Origin of the sequence: Streptomyces sp. NPDC052109, assembly GCF_040680195.1 — a bacterium.
Classification (GTDB): domain Bacteria; phylum Actinomycetota; class Actinomycetes; order Streptomycetales; family Streptomycetaceae; genus Streptomyces.
The window spans coordinates 725,338-741,864 of record NZ_JBFAWF010000001.1; the positions used below are offsets into that span (position 1 = coordinate 725,338).

Annotated in this window: 11 protein-coding genes and 1 pseudogene; 3 read left to right on the forward strand and 9 right to left on the reverse strand. The window is 70.2% G+C overall.

Features of this window, described 5'->3' with window-relative positions; translation table 11 throughout:
* The first annotated feature begins 230 nt into the window (after positions 1-230).
* Entirely contained in the window at positions 231-1,745 is a 1,515-nt protein-coding gene (locus AB0L59_RS03255; protein ID WP_365578628.1) for an alpha-N-arabinofuranosidase, read from the forward strand.
* Here AB0L59_RS03255 and AB0L59_RS03260 read toward each other — a convergent pair.
* On the reverse strand, positions 1,732-4,683 hold the full coding sequence (locus AB0L59_RS03260; protein WP_365578630.1) for a beta-galactosidase: 2,952 nt from the start codon (positions 4,681-4,683) through the stop codon (positions 1,732-1,734). The genes AB0L59_RS03255 and AB0L59_RS03260 overlap by 14 nt on opposite strands.
* Before the next feature lie 77 nt (positions 4,684-4,760).
* On the opposite strand from AB0L59_RS03260, the pseudogene AB0L59_RS03265 reads away from it, so the two are divergent.
* Positions 4,761-4,859: pseudogene (locus AB0L59_RS03265) on the forward strand (transcriptional regulator); the annotation flags it as partial.
* 165 nt (positions 4,860-5,024) lie between these two features.
* Positions 5,025-5,675, forward strand: coding sequence for a DUF4360 domain-containing protein (locus AB0L59_RS03270; protein WP_365578632.1), 651 nt, complete (start codon positions 5,025-5,027; stop codon positions 5,673-5,675).
* A 10-nt stretch (positions 5,676-5,685) separates the two neighbouring features.
* Here AB0L59_RS03270 and AB0L59_RS03275 read toward each other — a convergent pair whose 3' ends face one another.
* The 8 genes from AB0L59_RS03275 to AB0L59_RS03310 all read right to left on the reverse strand — a co-directional run bounded on the left by AB0L59_RS03275 (position 5,686) and on the right by AB0L59_RS03310 (position 16,487).
* Positions 5,686-7,608, reverse strand: coding sequence for an esterase-like activity of phytase family protein (locus AB0L59_RS03275; RefSeq protein WP_365578634.1), 1,923 nt, complete (start codon positions 7,606-7,608; stop codon positions 5,686-5,688).
* Positions 7,605-7,994: a hypothetical protein gene (locus AB0L59_RS03280; RefSeq protein WP_365578636.1), complete on the reverse strand. Its 390-nt coding sequence runs from the start codon at positions 7,992-7,994 to the stop codon at positions 7,605-7,607. Before AB0L59_RS03280 ends, AB0L59_RS03275 begins: the two co-directional genes overlap by 4 nt.
* Positions 7,995-8,312: 318 nt before the next feature.
* Positions 8,313-10,082: a histidinol-phosphate transaminase gene (locus AB0L59_RS03285; RefSeq protein ID WP_365578638.1), complete on the reverse strand. Its 1,770-nt coding sequence runs from the start codon at positions 10,080-10,082 to the stop codon at positions 8,313-8,315.
* 121 nt (positions 10,083-10,203) lie between these two features.
* Entirely contained in the window at positions 10,204-11,367 is a 1,164-nt protein-coding gene (locus tag AB0L59_RS03290) for an aldose epimerase family protein (RefSeq protein WP_365578640.1), read from the reverse strand.
* Between the two features lie 55 nt (positions 11,368-11,422).
* Entirely contained in the window at positions 11,423-12,667 is a 1,245-nt protein-coding gene (mmsB, locus tag AB0L59_RS03295; protein WP_365578642.1) for a multiple monosaccharide ABC transporter permease, read from the reverse strand.
* Positions 12,664-14,214: a multiple monosaccharide ABC transporter ATP-binding protein gene (gene mmsA / locus AB0L59_RS03300; protein ID WP_365578644.1), complete on the reverse strand. Its 1,551-nt coding sequence runs from the start codon at positions 14,212-14,214 to the stop codon at positions 12,664-12,666. The genes mmsB and mmsA overlap by 4 nt, the downstream gene beginning before the upstream one ends.
* Before the next feature lie 43 nt (positions 14,215-14,257).
* Positions 14,258-15,367: a multiple monosaccharide ABC transporter substrate-binding protein gene (chvE, locus tag AB0L59_RS03305; RefSeq protein WP_365578646.1), complete on the reverse strand. Its 1,110-nt coding sequence runs from the start codon at positions 15,365-15,367 to the stop codon at positions 14,258-14,260.
* A 142-nt stretch (positions 15,368-15,509) separates the two neighbouring features.
* Positions 15,510-16,487 carry a hypothetical protein gene (locus AB0L59_RS03310; RefSeq protein WP_365578648.1) on the reverse strand — a complete coding sequence of 326 codons (978 nt, stop codon included), beginning with the start codon at positions 16,485-16,487 and terminating at the stop codon, positions 15,510-15,512.
* Positions 16,488-16,527: the final 40 nt, after the last annotated feature.

The window sequence follows — 16,527 nt, forward strand, 5'->3', positions numbered from 1 at the left end:
ACCGGCCTCCCGGGCCCGTGACGCACCCGAAGGAGCCGTGCAGCCGAAGCGCCTCGGACCGGCGGCGGTGCTCGCCGCCGTCCTCCCCGCCACCCCGAAGCCGCGCCTGGACCAGCCCACCTGGAAGCACGGCCGGCCGGGACTCCGGCAAGCGCCGGGAACTGCGTGACGAGCCACGAAGCACTCGCACTCGCCGACGAAACACAGGCCAACCACCCCGAAAGGCGCCCATGGACACCGCCCGCTTCACGCTGGACCCCGCTTTCACCATCGGCCAGGTGAACCCCCGCATCTTCGGCTCCTTCGTGGAACACCTGGGCCGCTGTGTCCACACGGGCATCCACGAACCCGGGCACCCCCGCGCGGACGAAGCCGGACTGCGCACCGACGTCCTGGAACTGGTCCGGGAACTCGGCGTCACCGCCATCCGCTACCCCGGCGGCAACTTCGTCTCCGGCTACAGGTGGGAGGACTCGGTCGGCCCCGTCGAGGACCGCCCCCGGCGCCTCGACCTCGCCTGGCACTCCACCGAGACGAACCGTTTCGGCCTCTCCGAATTCATCGCCTTCCTCAAGAAACTCGGCCCCGAGGCCGAGCCGATGATGGCGGTGAACCTCGGCACCCGCGGCGTGGCGGAAGCCCTCGAACTCCAGGAGTACGCCAACCACCCCGCCGGCACCGCCCTCTCCGACCTCCGTGCCGCCCACGGTGACAAGGAACCCTTCGGCATCAGGCTGTGGTGCCTCGGCAACGAGATGGACGGTCCCTGGCAGACCGGGCACAAGACCGCCCACGAGTACGGCCGGCTCGCCGCCGAGACCGCGCGGGCCATGCGCCAGGCCGACCCCGCCGTCGAACTGGTCGCCTGCGGCTCCTCCAACCAGGCCATGCCCACCTTCGCCGCGTGGGAGGCGACCGTCCTTGAGGAGGCGTACGACCTGGTCGACCACATCTCCCTGCACGCCTACTACGAGCCGGTCGACGGCGACCTGGACTCCTTCCTCGCCTCCGCCGTCGACATGGAGTCCTTCATCGGGAACGTGGTCGCCACCGCCGACCACATCGGCGCGAAGCTCAAGTCCAAGAAGAGGATCAACCTCTCCTTCGACGAGTGGAACGTCTGGTACCTCTCCCGCTGGGAGGAACACGCGAAGACGTTCGAGCGGCACGACTGGCCCGAGGCCCCGCGACTGCTGGAGGACAACTACAGCGTCACGGACGCCGTCGTCCTGGGCTCGCTCCTCATCGCCCTGCTCCGGCACGCCGACCGCGTCACCGTCGCCTGCCTGGCCCAGTTGGTCAACGTGATCGCCCCGATCATGACCGAGCCGGGCGGCCCGGCCTGGCGGCAGACGACGTTCTTCCCGTTCGCGCAGGCGTCGAGGTACGGCCGGGGCGAGGTCCTCGACGTGCGCGTGGACTCGCCGACGTACGACACGAAGAAGTACGGCGAGACGGACCTGCTCCACGCCACGGCCGTCCGCGCGGCCGACGGCTCGGTCACCGTGTTCGCCGTCAACCGCAGCCGTACGGACGCCCTGCCCGTCGAAGTCGCCCTCAACGGAATGGGACCGACGAACGTCATCGAGCACAGCGCGCTCGCGGACGCCGACCCCGACGCCCGTAACACCCTCGACGACCCCGGGCGGGTCGTCCCGCACCCGGTCGAGGGCACCGCCCTTGCGGACGGCACCCTCACCGCCGTACTGGAACCGCTGTCCTGGAACGTGATCAGACTGGCGTGACCGGTAGCCCGCCCGTCGCCCTGCCGAGCAGTGTCAGCCGTACCGACCCGGGGCCCGACAGTGTGGTGAACTCCGAGAGGACCGCCAGCGCGAGGGTGTTGGTGCCCCGGGTGCGCAGGATGCCGTTCGGCAGGACGAAGGTGTGCTGCGGGCCCACGTTGTTGATGTACTGGCCGAGGTTCCAGCCGTTGAGGAAGATCTGGGCGCGGTAGGCGCGGTACGGGTCGTCCTGAAGGGTCAGGCCGATCGAGGCGTCGATGTCGGCCGGCACCGAGAGCCGGAACGCGGTCCGGTACCAGGTCACGCCCTGGTACCGGGCGGCCCGCGGGAAGGTCGCCCTCTCCCAGTCGTGGTCCCGGAAGCCGGGCAGATGCCAGCCCTCCCGCTCGCCGTACAGGCCGCCGTTGTTCAGGGGGCCGCGTACGGGATCGGGGGCCGCCGCGCCCTGGATCCGCCAACTCACCCTGGGCGAAGCGCCCTTGAAGGTGGCGGCCGTCAGGCCTCGAGCCACCTTGTGGGTGTCGAGCCCCTTGCCGTCCTGGTCGTGCTGCATGCGTCGCACGAGCACGGACAGCACATGCCGGCCCGGCGAGCGCAGTGCCTCCCGCACCGGGAAGCCGGCCGTGGCCGACCAGCTCCCCTGGCGGACGGTGGTGCTCTTGTCCGGCACCGGCATCCGGTGCGTGCCCAGCGGCTCGCCGTCCAGCCAGGCCATCAACAGTCCCTGGGTGCCCGTGCTGTAGGACAGCGAGACCTCTTCCAGGCCGGTGGCGTCGATGAAGGCGCCGCGGTACCAGACGTCGCCGTAGTGGAAGCCGTAGTCGTCGGCGAACAGCACCGGCTGACCGGCTGGGACGGGCGTGGGGCTGAACGACGCCTTCTTGTCGGCGGCCTGCCAGCCGGAGTCGTCGAAGCCGGGTCCGGCCTCCGGGTTCTCCGTCCGCATCCGCCAGCCGCCCAGCTCGGGCAGCTTCACCTCGGGGACGGCGGGCAGCAGGCCGGTGGTCATCAGGCTGCCGGACATCGTGATCCGGGTGGGCAGGGTGCGCCCGTTCCACACCAGGGTGTCGATCCCGCGCGGCCCCCACACCTCCACGGTCGTCGTGTCGGTGACGTCACCCGTCAAGTGGACCTCGGAGCCACGCAGTTCGACGTGGCGCAGCAGTGCCGGGCCGTACACCAGCAGCGTCCCGGACGGGGTGTCGTACGGGAAGAGGCGTACGGCGGTGGCGTCGTCGGCGAAGAGCAGCAGCAGCGGGGTCTCGGTCTCGCCCTTCTGCACCAGCACGCGGGTCAGCCCGCCCCGGCCGAGCGGCACGTTCACATGCAGTTCGTCGTCGTCGAAGACCCAGGCGGCCTCCGGGTCCAGCCGCATGACGTCCGGCTCGGCCGGGCACTGCAGCACCAGCTCGGCCATGTCGTCCAGGCGCCCGGAGAACGCCGCGATGTCCTGCCGCCCCGCCGTCAGGCACAGCATGGGCGCGGCGGTGGAGTACTTCAGCGTCCGCCTGCCCAGCTTCAGCCCGGTCGCGTACAGCCGGGCGTCCCTGCCGGGCACGGTGATCCGCAGCCGGCCGGTGTCGGTCGGCAGGTCGGTGGTGACCGCCTCCGCGGCGTCGTTGCGGGCGACGTAGACATGGGCGCCGGTGTCCGGGTTGGTCAGGTGGTAGACCTTCAGGCCCGCCGCCTTGACGTCCGCCGCCCGGTCCAGCTTGGCGAAGTCGGGCACGCGCTGCAGCAGATGGCCGAGCTGGTGCATCGGCGCGATCTTGTCGGTGACGTTCCGGCCCTCGTCGATGGCGGCGCCGTAGTCGTACGACGTGTAGACGACCGGTGCGGGCAGCCAGCCCCAGGAGGTCCCGCCGAAGGTCATGTAGACGTTGTGCAGGGTGAGGCCGTTGGCGAGGTTGGTGAGGTAGAAGCGCCGCTCGTAGGCCGCGTCCCGGGTGCGCCGCGACTCGGCGTACCCCTTGCCGTCGAAGAAGGCCCCGCCCCACGGGTCGAACCAGCCGCCGCCGAACTCGGGCACGAAGCCGGGCGTGGTCGGCGAGGCACTCGCCCCGCCCTTCGCCCCGCCGGGCCCGAACGTCCCCCAGTCCGGCGGCGTCTGCGACGGCGCCGGATAGCCGTCGAAGCCGTACAGCCAGCCGCCCTGCTCGCCGCCGGTGTCGAACGAGCCGGGCACCCAGTAGCCGTTGCGCCCCTTGTCGTTGTGGAACAGCGGCACGTCGATGCCGTCGGCCCGGACCTTCTTGTACAGGTGGGACAGGTACGCGCGACCGGTGGCGTCGACGTGGGCGTCGTACTCGTTCTCGATCTGGTACAGCAGGACCGTGCCGGCGCCCTGGGTGAACAGGTGCCTGCGGGCGATCCGGTTCACCTGGGTCAGCCACGCGTCGACGTGCCCCAGGTAGGTCGGGTCGTCGGTCCGGGCGGTGCCCGCGGTCGCCGTCAGCCAGCCGGGGAAACCGCCGCCGTCCACCTCGGCGTTGATGTACGGGCCGGGCCGCAGGATGACGTAGAGGCCCGTCTCGGCGGCCATCCGCAGGAACAGGTCCAGGTCCCGGACCCCGGTGAAGTCGTACGTCCCCGGGGCGGGGGAGTGGTAGTTCCAGGCCACATAGATGCTCACGGCGTTGTAGCCGTGCGCCCGCATCTTCTGCAGCACGTCCCGCCACAGGGACGGGCTCGGCAGCCGGAAGGGGTGCATCTCCCCGGACCACACGACCAGGCGCCTGCCGTCGACGAGCAGCGAGTACCGGTCGTAGCCGATGGTGTGCGGCCGGCCGTCGGCGCTCGGCGGGGCGGGTGCCGGGCCGGTCGGCACGCTGCGCGCCGCGTACGCCGAGGGCGCCCCGGGGCCGCCGCTGCCGCCCAGGGCGAGCCCGAGCGCGGTCGAGCCGGCCAGGGCACTGAAAGAACGTCTGCTGAGCGCCAAGGTGGATCCTCCCGGGCGATCTTACGGGGCGCGGGTGAGGGCCATTCTCCATGCGGGGACGCCCCCACAACGGACCCGTGAGGATCCCGGCGCGGGCGGATTACGCGGTACGGGCGGTACTGGAGCCGGCCGTACGGCAGGGTAACGGCCCGATGAAGGCGGAGGAAATCGCCGCCCTCCGGGCGGACCGGCGGCCTGGGAGAACCCGTAGGGCCCGGTGTGAACGGCCGGTTGTGAATGGCCGGAGTTGAACCTCCCGGGGAGCGCGGGGGCTTCCTACGATGCGGAGCGCTTCACAGGTTCCACACAGACCCCCCACACCCTCGACCCCAGGAGAAACCATGGCTGGTGGACTCCTTCTGGGCGGCGCCGTGGCGGCGCTGCTCACCACCGCGCTACCCGCTCACACCCCCGCCTCGGGCGTGTTCGACAACCCGCCCCCGGACAAGATCGTCATCGACGTGGCGACCGTGAACGGCTCCGGCTGCCCCGCGGGCACGGCCGCGGTCGCCGTTTCGCCGGACAACACCGCCTTCACGGTGACCTACAGCAACTACCTGGCCCAGGCCGGAGGCAGCTCCGACCCCACGGCCTTCCGCAAGAACTGCCAGCTGAACCTGGTGGTCCACGTCCCCCAGGGCTTCACCTACGCGATAGCCAGCGCCGACTACCGCGGCTTCCTGTCCCTGCAGCCCGGCGCGAGCGCCACCCAGAGGGCCTCGTACTACTTCCAGGGCTCCTCGCAGACCGTGCCCAAGACCCACCCCTTCAACGGCACCTACAACGACGACTGGGAGGCCACCGACAGCACGGACTGGGCCCAGCTGGTCTGGGCGCCCTGCGGGGTCCTGCGCAACTTCAACATCAACACCGAGCTGCGGGTGAACGCCGGCACCACCTCGGCCGACAAGGTCAGCTTCATGACCATGGACTCGACGGACGGCGACATCAGCACGGTGTACCACCTGGCGTGGAAGGAGTGCCCGCAGTGACGGCCACCGGTCACAGCCCGCGGACGGCCAGGGAGTAGAACCGTGTCGTCTGCGTGGCCTGGTCGTTGTCGTCCGTGACGAGATACAGCGGACGCAGGCCCTGGTACGGCCCCTGGGGCAGGGGTCGGCCCAGGGCCATGCCCTCGACGTTGTCGAGCAGCGGATTGCTCTGCCGCTGTTTCGCGGTGGCGCCGTCGGAGGGGCACCGGCTCAGGTCGACGACCGGCTTCTTGGCGACGTACGAGGAGCCGGGCAGGCCCGCGAGCGAGGGCGTCCGCCGTACGTCCGGCAGTTTGTCGTCGAAGGTGATGTCGTAGATGTGCGCGTTGTTGCCCACCCCCTTGCTGTAGCTGTGCTCCAGCGCGAGGAAACGGTTGCCGCTCACCGGGGTGAGGTCCGCCAGGGTGAAGCCCGCGTCGGTCCGGTAGGCGAACTCCCGGTCGTCGACGTACCGGCCGCCGGGGGAGCCCCGATAGCGCAGGATGCGGATGAGGTACTGGCCCTGGTAGCTGCCGTCGCTGCTGAGCGGGGCCTCCGTGCCGACGTACAGGTACCTGCCGTCGGGGCTGAGGGCCATCGCTTCGAAGATCTGGCCCTCCAGCGCCTCGCCGCCGTCCTGCGGGATCGAGAACCGCCGCGGCACGGGGAAGCCGGTGACGAACCTGCCGGACGCCATGTCGAAGCGGCTGATCGACGGTCCGGCCTCGGAGGCCACGAGCAGCGTTCTGCCGCCCTGCTCCAGGGCGATCGCCTCGCCGTCGAAGCTCCTGCCCGCGTAACCGGTGCCGTCCTTGCGGCGCAGTTCCGTGACCGAGGTGACCCGGGGGTCCGGTTTCCCGCCGGGCTGCCCGAGCGAGAGGCCGTACAGCACCGGCGGCGCGTTGTCGGACAGGGACAGCGCGTGGGAGTCGTCGGTCAGGGCGAGGTCGGACAGTCCGTACAGCCGGCGTCCCTGGTGGACCGACTTGTCCAGCCGGTCGGAGTGGCCGATCAGCTCGGCCTGGGCGGAGCAGCGCCGGGAGACGGCGTCATCGGCCAGGGCCCAGTGGTAGACGGAGAACGTCGCGACGGCCGCCAGCACGGTGGCGACGGCGGCGACGGCCGGCCATCTCCGCCGGGGGGGCCGCCAGGGGGGTGCGTCGCCGGCCAGGTTGCGGACGAAGGGCAGACGGCCGATCCGGTTGCGGTCCTGCACCTCCGGGAGGGGAAGCCCCCGGGCGCGCAGGGCGCGCCGGACCTCCTCGTAGATCATGTCGAGGGTGAGGTACGGCTCCTTCTCCTGTCCGTCCTCGCGGATGCCGTGCCGCAGGACCCGGAACAGCTCCCCGGTGAACGCCGTGCACTCCTCGCCGCGGGGGGACAGCGCCTCCTCGTTCGGCGGCGCGGAGGCGAGCGTGTAGCTGCCCGACACGGCGGCCGCGACCGACAGCTGGGCGGCCGGGTCGGACATGCCTTCCAGTGCGCGGCCGCTGTAGCAGCAGTCCAGGATGATGATCCGGCGCCTGGCCTTGCTGTGTTTGAGCAGGGCCTCGCGCAGCCAGTCGTAGGGGACGGTCGTATCGGCCTCGCCCCGCTCCGAGTCGGTGAGGGTGAGGTGGAGGGCGCCACGCCGGTCGACGAAGCCGTGGCCGGCGTAGTACACGACCAGGGTGTCCTCGGCCATCCGGGCCGCCCTCTTGACCGGGCCGATCAGGTCCTTCGACGTGGTGGGATCGCCGGCCAGCACGCACTTGTCGATCGGGAGCCCCCACATCGCCTCGTCGGTCAGCGCCTCCATCAGCCGGACGAGGTTGTTGCGGACCGCGGGAAGCCTCGGCAGGTGCCGGTACTCGCTCACTCCGATGAGCACGGCGGCGGACCGTCGGGGGTTGGGCAGCCGGGGATCGGGCAGACGGGTCACCGGCCGGGTGCCGGTGTCGGGTGCCTCGGTCACTGCTCTCCGTCCTCCGGGTCGTCCAGCTCGCGCAGCAGGCGGAGGACCGCCTCCACGTCCGCCCCCGGCGGGAGGGTGACCCTGATGCCGTCGTGCTCGACCACCACGGCCGCCTCGGGTGCCTGGGCGCGCCGCCAGGAGACGATGGCCAGGGCGAGCTGCACCAGTTGGGAGCCCGCGTCGAGAATGAGCTGCACCAGGTCGAAGCCGGTGCTCATGCCCTCGCCCGGTTCGTCCGGCGGCGCCGGGTCCGGGTCGAGTTCCGTGTCCGTGCGCAGCCGGATCTCCGCGCCGTGGCGCAGTGTCGTGTCCCGGGTCAACCAGTCGTACAGCTGGGAGAGTTCGTCGCCTTCTTTGTCGCCGGGCAGCCGAAGCCTGTAGTCCATGCCCTTCCCTCGCCCCCGCCGGTCAGGGCCTCCGGAATTCCCACGGAGGACCAACACCGGTGTCCCGTCAGGATGTTGACCTCCCAACAGCATACGGCCGCCCGCCCGGTCGCCGCAGGCACACGCCGCCCGCCCGGCACGAGCCGGCGTCAAGACGATCCGGATCGGTCCGTCCGCCGGGAAGCGGTACTCCGGGGACGCCACCCGTTACGTCCGTGGCAGGACGCGTGGCACTCCGGCCGGCGATGTGATCACCACGCGCGAACTGCCCTTCAGGGATGCTCAGTTGACCCGCGCCGGATTCCACGCCGTCCCCGCCTAGGCCCCCGCCGCGTTGGGCCAGCTCTGCGCATTCGGCCACCCCGTGGCCGGAGCCGGTGACAGGCCCGCCGGGGGAGCGGGCGTGGCCGGCGCCGTCATGCCGCGCACCTGGGCGGCCGTGAGCCCACCGCGGGCCGGGACGCCGGGCGGAGTGGGCGCGACGACGGCCGCGGGAGCCGGCACCGGGGTGGGAGCCGGCAGTGGGGCCGGAGCGGGCATCGGCGTCGGCAGGGGCGCGGGCGCAGGCACCGGTGCGGGCTGGGGGGCCGGCACCGGGACCACCGGCTGCTGCAGGGGCCCCATCGGCTGCGCTGCCGGTACCGGCTGGGGTGCCACCGGTACCGGCTGGGGTGCCACCGGTACCGGCTGGGGTGCCGTCGGCAGGGGGGCGGGAGCCGGCTGGGGCGCTGCCGGCATCGGCTGGGGCGCGGGAGTCGGCTGAAGCGCCGCCGGCATCGGCATCCCGGCGCCGGGATGCGCGGCGGCGGGGAGCGGCATGCCGGTGCCGGCGGCCGGGGCGGGCATGGCCTGGGCCTGCGCGGCCAGACCTTGCACGCCGCCGCCGTTGGTCTCGCTCATCAGCCGGTCCACCGCCGCCGTACCCGAGCTGTAGCTGGTCCCTGTGCCCAGCTCGGGTACGGCGGCTCCCCTCCTGGACCCGTAGAGCACCTGCTCCAGGCCGGACACCAGGCGACGCACGTCGACCTGGGGGCGCACCACGAGTCTCAGGAAGCGGCTGGAGGAACCGATCTTGTTGCCGCACTCGCGGACCAGGATCCGGTGCTCGGTGAGCATCCGGTCGCGGACCACGGTGCCCTCGGCGCCGACGGGAAGGCGGACGAAGAGGAAGTTCCCCTGTGAGGGGTACACCGTCAGCCCCGGCAGCGCCGACAGGTGGCTGGCCATCTCCAGCCGGTCGCGGCGGACCTGCTGAAGGCTCTGTGCGTACTCGGCACCGTGCTCCTTCAGCATGAACACCACGTGCTCGGCGAAGGCGTTGAGGTTCCACTTCGGGAGCATGGAGCGGACCTTGCCCGCCAGGGCCGGGTTCGCCACGAGGTAGCCGAAGCGTATGCCGTGCAGGCCGAAGTTCTTGCCGAGGCTGCGCAGCACGATCACGTTGGGGCGGAGCATGGCCTCCTGGACGACGCTGGGCTCGGCCTCCGCGTCGGCGAACTCCAGGAACGACTCGTCGACGATCACCAGGTCCAGGTCGGCCATCGCGTCCATGAACTGCACCACCGACTGCTTGCGCAGATAGCCGCCGTCGGGGTTGTTGGGGTTGCAGATCACCGCCACCCGGGTCCCGCGCTTGCGGATGAACTCGGCGTACTGGGCGAGGTCCAGCGCGAAGCCGTTCGCCTCCTGCAGCGGGAACATGTCGACCCGCTTGCCGGTCTCCATCGGCTGGTCGGTCCAGCGGCCGAAGGTCGGCACGGGAATCGCGAGGGACTCGCGGACCAGCAGGTGGTCGATCCAGGTGATCAGCTCCGTGGAGCCGTTGCCCATGGCCACGCACTGCGGCGGGAGCTGGAGCAGGGAGCACAGCTCGTCGGTGATGGCGTCGGCGCCGCTCGGGTAGTAGGTGACGATCTCACGGAGCCGGGCCGACAGCGCCTCGAACATGTCCGGCGTGGGGAAGTACGGGTTGCACGGGATGCAGAAGTCCACCGGTCCCGTCCCGTCCCCGCCCTCCCGCGTCAGCGCCGCCATCGAGGGGCTGTGCGCGGTGCCGCCGCGGAACAACGAGGTGACGTTGCCGGCCAAGGAGACCTCCGTTTCGGGTGGCCCGTGCGGGGGAGCACGGGCCACCCCTGGATACGGAGGGGACGGCAGTGGCGTTCAACTCACATGCGGCGTGAGCCTGTTCACGCCCGGCCGGTCACCTTCACGCGCCGAACGCGTGGATCGTCGTCGTCCGGTACGTCTGCCCCGGCCGCAGCACGGTCGACGGGAACGACGGCTCGTTCGGGGAGTCCGGGAAGTGCTGGGTCTCCAGGGCCAGGCCGTCGCCCTGCCGGTAGGTGTGGCCGGACTGACCGACGAGCGTGCCGTCGAGGAAGTTGCCCGAGTAGAACTGCACACCGGGCTGGTCGGTGAGGATCCTCAGGGTGCGGCCGGATCCGGGGTCGCGCAGCGTCACCACGTGCTCGGGCCGCGCGGTCACGCCCTTGTCGAGCGCGAAGTTGTGGTCGTAGCCCTTGGCGGTGACCAGCTGCGGGTGGCCGACGCGGATGTCCCGGCCGATCGGCTTGGCGTGGGTGAAGTCGAAGGGGGAGCCCTTGGTCTTCGCCAGTTCGCCGGTGGGGATCAGTCCCGGGTCGGTGGGGGTGAAACGGCCGGCGGCGATCCACAGTTCGTGGTCGTAGATGCTGCCGCTGCCCTCGCCCGCGAGGTTGTAGTACGTGTGGTTGGTGAGGTTGACGACGGTCGGCTTGTCGGTGGTGGCCTCGTAGTCGATCCGCCAGTCGCCGTGCCGGTTCAGTGTGAAGGTGACCTTCGTCTTCAGCGTGCCGGGGTAGCCCATCTCGCCGTCGACACTCGTGTAGTACAGGTGCAGACCGACGTCGGAGCCGGCGGTGAAGGGCTCGATGTCCCACACCTTGGTGTTGAAGCCCTTGGCGCCGCCGTGCAGGCTGTTCACCCCGTCGTTCACGGACAGCTGGTACTTCTTGCCGTCCAGGGTGAACTGGCCCTTGGCGATGCGGTTGCCGTAGCGGCCGATGGTCGCGCCGAAGTAGGTGGTGCCCTTGACGTACGTGTCGAGGTTGTCGTAGCCGAGGGAGACGTTGGCGTACCGGCCGTGCCGGTCGGGGATCTCCAGGGACTGGACGATGCCGCCGTAGGAGAGGACCCTCAGGCGGGTGCCGCCGTTCTCCAGCGACCAGCGGTGGACCTTGGTTCCGTCGGCGAGCGTGCCGAAGAGCTCCTTCACCGGCTTGCGGCCCCCTGACGAAGCGGACGCGGCTCGGGCGGTGCCCGAGCCGAGGGCGGTGGCGGCGACGCCCGCCGCGGCTGCTCCTGCGATGACCGTGCGTCTGTTCAGTTCCATGTGCGGCTCCCGTAAAAGGAGGGGTCCCGCCGTCAGCGGCGGGGCCCGATCTGACCTACGAACCGGACTTGCGCTTGTTCCACACGTCGAAGCCGACCGCCGCCAACAGGGCCAGGCCCTTGATGACCTGCTGCCAGTCGGTTCCGACGCTGAGGAGGTTCATGCCGTTGTTCAGCACGCCGAGGACGAGACCGCCGATGATGGCGCCGAGGACGGTGCCGACACCGCCGCTCATGGAGGCGCCGCCGATGAACGAGGAGGCGATGGCCTCCAGTTCGAAGCCGTCGCCCGCCTTCGGCGAGGCCGCGTTCAGGCGGGCGGCCACCACCAGACCCGCCAGGGCCGCGAGCACGCCCATGTTCAGGAACACCTGGAAGGTGATGCGCCTGTCCTTCACGCCGGACAGTTTGGCCGCCGGCAGATTGCCGCCGATGGCGTAGATGTGGCGGCCGAAGACCGAGTTGCGCATGACGTAGCCGTACCCGCCCACCAGGACACCGAGAACGATCAGGATGATCGGTGCGCCGTCGTAGCTGGCGAGCAGCAGCGTGAGGGCGAGGATCGCGGCGACCAGCGCCACCAGCTTGAGCAGGAACAGCCTGACGGGCACCACGTCGAGGGAGAACTCCTGCTGGCGGCGCCGGTCGCGCACCTCCTGCCACACCACGGCGGCGATCAGGACGATGCCGAGGAGCAGGGTCAGGTTGTGGTAGTTGGTGTTCGGGCCGACCTCGGGCAGGAAGCCGTTGCCGATCTTCTGCAGGCCGTTCGGGAACGGGCCGAGGGTCTGGCCCTTGAGCAGGATCTCGGTGAGGCCGCGGAAGAGCAGCATGCCCGCCAGGGTGACGATGAACGACGGTATGCCGAAGTACGCGATCAGGAAGCCCTGTACGGCACCCGCCACGGCGCCCACCAGCAGGCACAGCACCAGGGCGACGGGCCACGCCACATGGTGCTGCACCGTCAGCACGGCGGCGAACGCGCCCACGAACGCCGTGATCGAGCCGACCGACAGGTCGATGTGCCCGGCGATGATCACCAGCATCATGCCGATCGCGAGGATCAGGATGTAGCTGTTCTGCAGCACCAGGTTGGAGACGTTGCGCGGCAGCAGCAGGTCGCCGCCGGTCCAGACCTGGAAGAGGACGACGATCAGACCGAGCGCGATCAGCATGCCGTACTGGCGCATGTTGCGGCGCAGGCCGCCCAGGACCAGCTGGAGCAGGCCGTCCGCACCGGCCGATCCGCTCTTGCCCGGCGGCGCGGGGGCCGGGGTCTTGGCGGTCACATCCGTGCTCATCGGGACACCTCTTTGTCCTTCGTCATATGGCGCATCAGCACTTCCTGCGTGGCCTCGGCGCGCGGCACCTCACCGGTCAGCCGCCCGGCGGCCATCGTGTAGATGCGGTCGCACATGCCGAGCAGCTCCGGCAGCTCGGAGGAGATGAAGACGACCGCCTTGCCCTGGGCGGCCAGTTGGTCGATGACCGTGTAGATCTCGTACTTGGCCCCCACGTCGATGCCGCGCGTGGGCTCGTCCAGGATCAGCACGTCCGGACCCGCGAAGATCCACTTGCTGAGGACGACCTTCTGCTGGTTGCCGCCCGACAGCTTGCCCACCGGCTCGAAGACGGTCGGCGCCTTGATGTTCATCGACGCGCGGAAGCCCTCGGAGACCTGCCGCTCGGCCTGCTCGTCCACCACGCCCCGTCGGGCGACCTTCTTCAGCGCGGTCAGCGAGATGTTCCGGTTGATGGTGTCGATGAGGTTGAGGCCGTAGTGCTTGCGGTCCTCGGTGACGTACGCGAGGCCGTGCTCCACCGCCTCCGCCACGGACTTCGTACGGATCTCGACGCCGTCCTTGAGGACCGTGCCGCCCGCGTACCGGCCGTAGGTGCGGCCGAAGACGCTCATCGCGAGTTCGGTGCGTCCGGCGCCCATCAGGCCCGCGATGCCGACGATCTCGCCCCGCCGAACGCTGATCGACACGTCGTCCACGACCTTGCGCTGCTGGTCGATCGGGTGGTGGACGGTCCAGTTGCGGATCTCCAGCGCGGGAGCCGCGCCCTCCTCCGGCTCGTGCGGGGTGCGCTCCGGGAAGCGGTGGTCGAGGTCGCGGCCCACCATGCCGCTGATGATCCGGTCCTCGGACGTCCCCTCCGCCTTGACGTCGAGCGTCTCGATGGACCGCCCGTCGCGGATGATCGTCACCGAGTCGGCGACCCGCCGGATCTCGCCCAGCTTGTGGGAGATGATGATCGAGGTGATGCCCTGGCTCTTCAGCTCCAGGATCAGGTCGAGGAGTTTGCCGCTGTCCTCGTCGTTCAGCGCCGCCGTCGGCTCGTCGAGGATGAGCAGTTTCACCTCCTTCGACAGCGCCTTGGCGATCTCCACGAGCTGCTGCTTGCCCACGCCGATGTCGGCGACGCGGGTCTCCGGGTGCTCGTCGAGGCCGACCCGGCGCAGCAGTTCGGTGGCGTGGCGCAGGGTTTCGCGCCAGTTGATGAGCCCGCGCCTGGCGTGCTCGTTGCCGAGGAAGATGTTCTCCGCGAGTGAGAGGTACGGCACCAGCGCCAGCTCCTGGTGGATGATGACGATGCCGTGCTGTTCGCTCGCCCGGATGTCCTTGAACCGGCAGAGCTCCCCCTCGAAGAGGATCTCGCCCTCGTAGGTGCCGTGCGGATGGACGCCGGAGAGCACCTTCATCAGGGTCGACTTGCCGGCGCCGTTCTCCCCGCAGATGGCGTGGACCTCGCCCTGCCGGACGGTCAGGGTGACGTCCGACAGCGCCTTGACACCGGGAAAGGTCTTGACGATCGAGCGCATTTCCAGGACGGGTCCCGCCATGGTCGTGCCTTCCAATCAGTGTGGGTCGGGCAGGTGGGCGGGCTTACCGGAGCTGGGAATCGGTGTAGTAGCCGCCCTTGACCAGGACGTCCTCGTAGTTGGTCTTGTCCACGCTCACCGGCTGGAGCAGGTAGGAGGGGACGACCTTGGCGCCGTTGGTGTAGGTCTTGGTGTCGTTGACCTGGGGCTTCTTGCCGTGCAGGACGTCGTCGACCATGGTCACCGCGACCGCGGTCTCCTTGCGGCTGTCCTTGAAGACGGTCTGGGACTGCTGGCCCGCGATGATCGACTTCACCGAGGCCAGCTCGGCGTCCTGGCCGGTGATGACCGGCAGCGGCTGGCTGCCGGTGCCGTAACCGTCGGACTTCAGCGCGGAGATGATGCCGATGGAGATGCCGTCGTAGGGCGAGAGCACCGCGTCGACCTTGCCGCTCTTGTAGGAGGAGGTGAGGATGTCCTCCATGCGCTTCTGCGCGGTGGTGCCGTCCCAGCGCAGGGTGGTGACCTGGTTGAGCTTGGTCTGCCCGGACTTGACGACCAGTTCCTTCTTGTCGAGGTACGGCTGGAGCACCTTCATCGCGCCGTCGAAGAAGTACTGGGTGTTGTTGTCGTCGTTGGAGCCGGCGAACAGCTCGATGTTGAACGGGCCCTTCTTGCCGCTGTCCAGGCCGAGCTTGTGCACGATGTAGGTGCCCTGGAGGGTGCCGACCTTCTCGTTGTCGAACGAGGCGTAGTAGTCGACGTTCTTGGTGCCGAGGATGAGCCGGTCGTAGGCGATGACCGGGATGTTGGCCTGTGCGGCCTCCTGGAGCACGTTGTTCAGGGACTTGTTGTCGATGGCGGCGATGATCAGGCCCTTGACGCCCTGCGTGATCATGTTCTCGATCTGCGAGACCTGGGTGCTCGGGTCGTCCTCGCCGTAGACCAGCTTGGTCTTGTAGCCCTTGGCCTTGAGGTTCTCGACCATGTCGTTGCCGTCGTTGATCCACCGCTCGGAGGACTTGGTCGGCATCGCGATGCCGATCGTGGCGCCCTTGACGTCGCCCGTCTTCTCCTTGCTGCCGCCCGAGCCGCTCTGTCCGCAGGCGGTCAGGGTGAGGGCGAGCGATGCGGTGCCGGCTATGGCGGCGAGGGCGCTTCTACGAGTACGCATGGTCATCGGTCCCTGTTCTTCTCGTCGTCGAGTTGTGTCGAGCGAAGTCGGCTGAAGCGCCCTGAAGGGGCGCGGGGCGCTGACGTGTGCGGCTCCGCCGCGTGGCCGCGACCGGCCACGCACGGCCCGCGGTCCCCGTCGGTCATCCGGCGGGACGGTCGGTGGGGAAACGGTTGAGAGACCCCGGCAGCCGCGAGCCGAGCGGCGCCATGTCGCCGTCCGCGCCGAGCCGGGCGAGCAGGTCCAGGGCGAGCCGGCCGCGCCGCACCCGCTCCCGGGCGGTGTCCAGGGTCACGTCCCGCAGGTGGGTGCCCCACGGGTAGATGCCGGGCGCCTTGGACAGACCGAACTTCAGGTAGAGCGGGGCACCGCGCCGGATCAGCTCGGCGACCTCGTACATCCGCACGTAGCCGCCGAGGTCGTCGGGGGCCTCGATGTACATGTCCATGGGGGCGGCGGACACCCGGCGGATCTCGGTGAGGTGATCCAGTGTCAGGTCGCTGGGCACGTTGACGGAGTCGGCTCCGAGCCGCTCGAAGACGGCGTACGAGGCCGGGTTGACGGGGCCGATCAGCGCCGAGACCTTCAGCGTGGTGTCGGCCGGGACGATGCCGTTCTCCCGGGCCCGGTGCAGGGTCCACAGCACGCCCTCGTCGGCGACCAGCAGGCACTTCACCCCCAACTCCGTCGCTCTCACGGCGTCCTCGACGCAGCCGGCGACGGCGTCGTGGCCCCGGGCGCGCAGTCCGGCCCCCCGCGAGTCGGAGCGCACCGAGCCGCCGATGTCCCAGGTGCCGCGCGGGCCGGTGAACAGGCAGAGCTCGATGTCGCGTTCGGCGGTGGCCTCGACCATCTCGGTGATCTCGGCGTCGGTGAGCATCCACACGCCGCTGCCCTGGCTGATCCGGTGGATCGGCACGTCGAGGCGCGAGGCCTCCTTGAGCACGACCGTCAGCGCTTCGGGACCCTCGCACGAGGGGATCTCGGTGCGCCAGCGGCCACCGCCCGGGAAGCTGTGGGAGGAGGCGTCGGCGGGGTCGAGGGCGGGCGCGGCCAGGCCGAGCGTGGCGAGCACCTGCTCGCCGGGCCTGCGGGCTGCCGGAGCGGAAGCGTCGGTCACAAGCTGTCCTTCGTGTTCGATATTTCGGACAAGGTTCGCG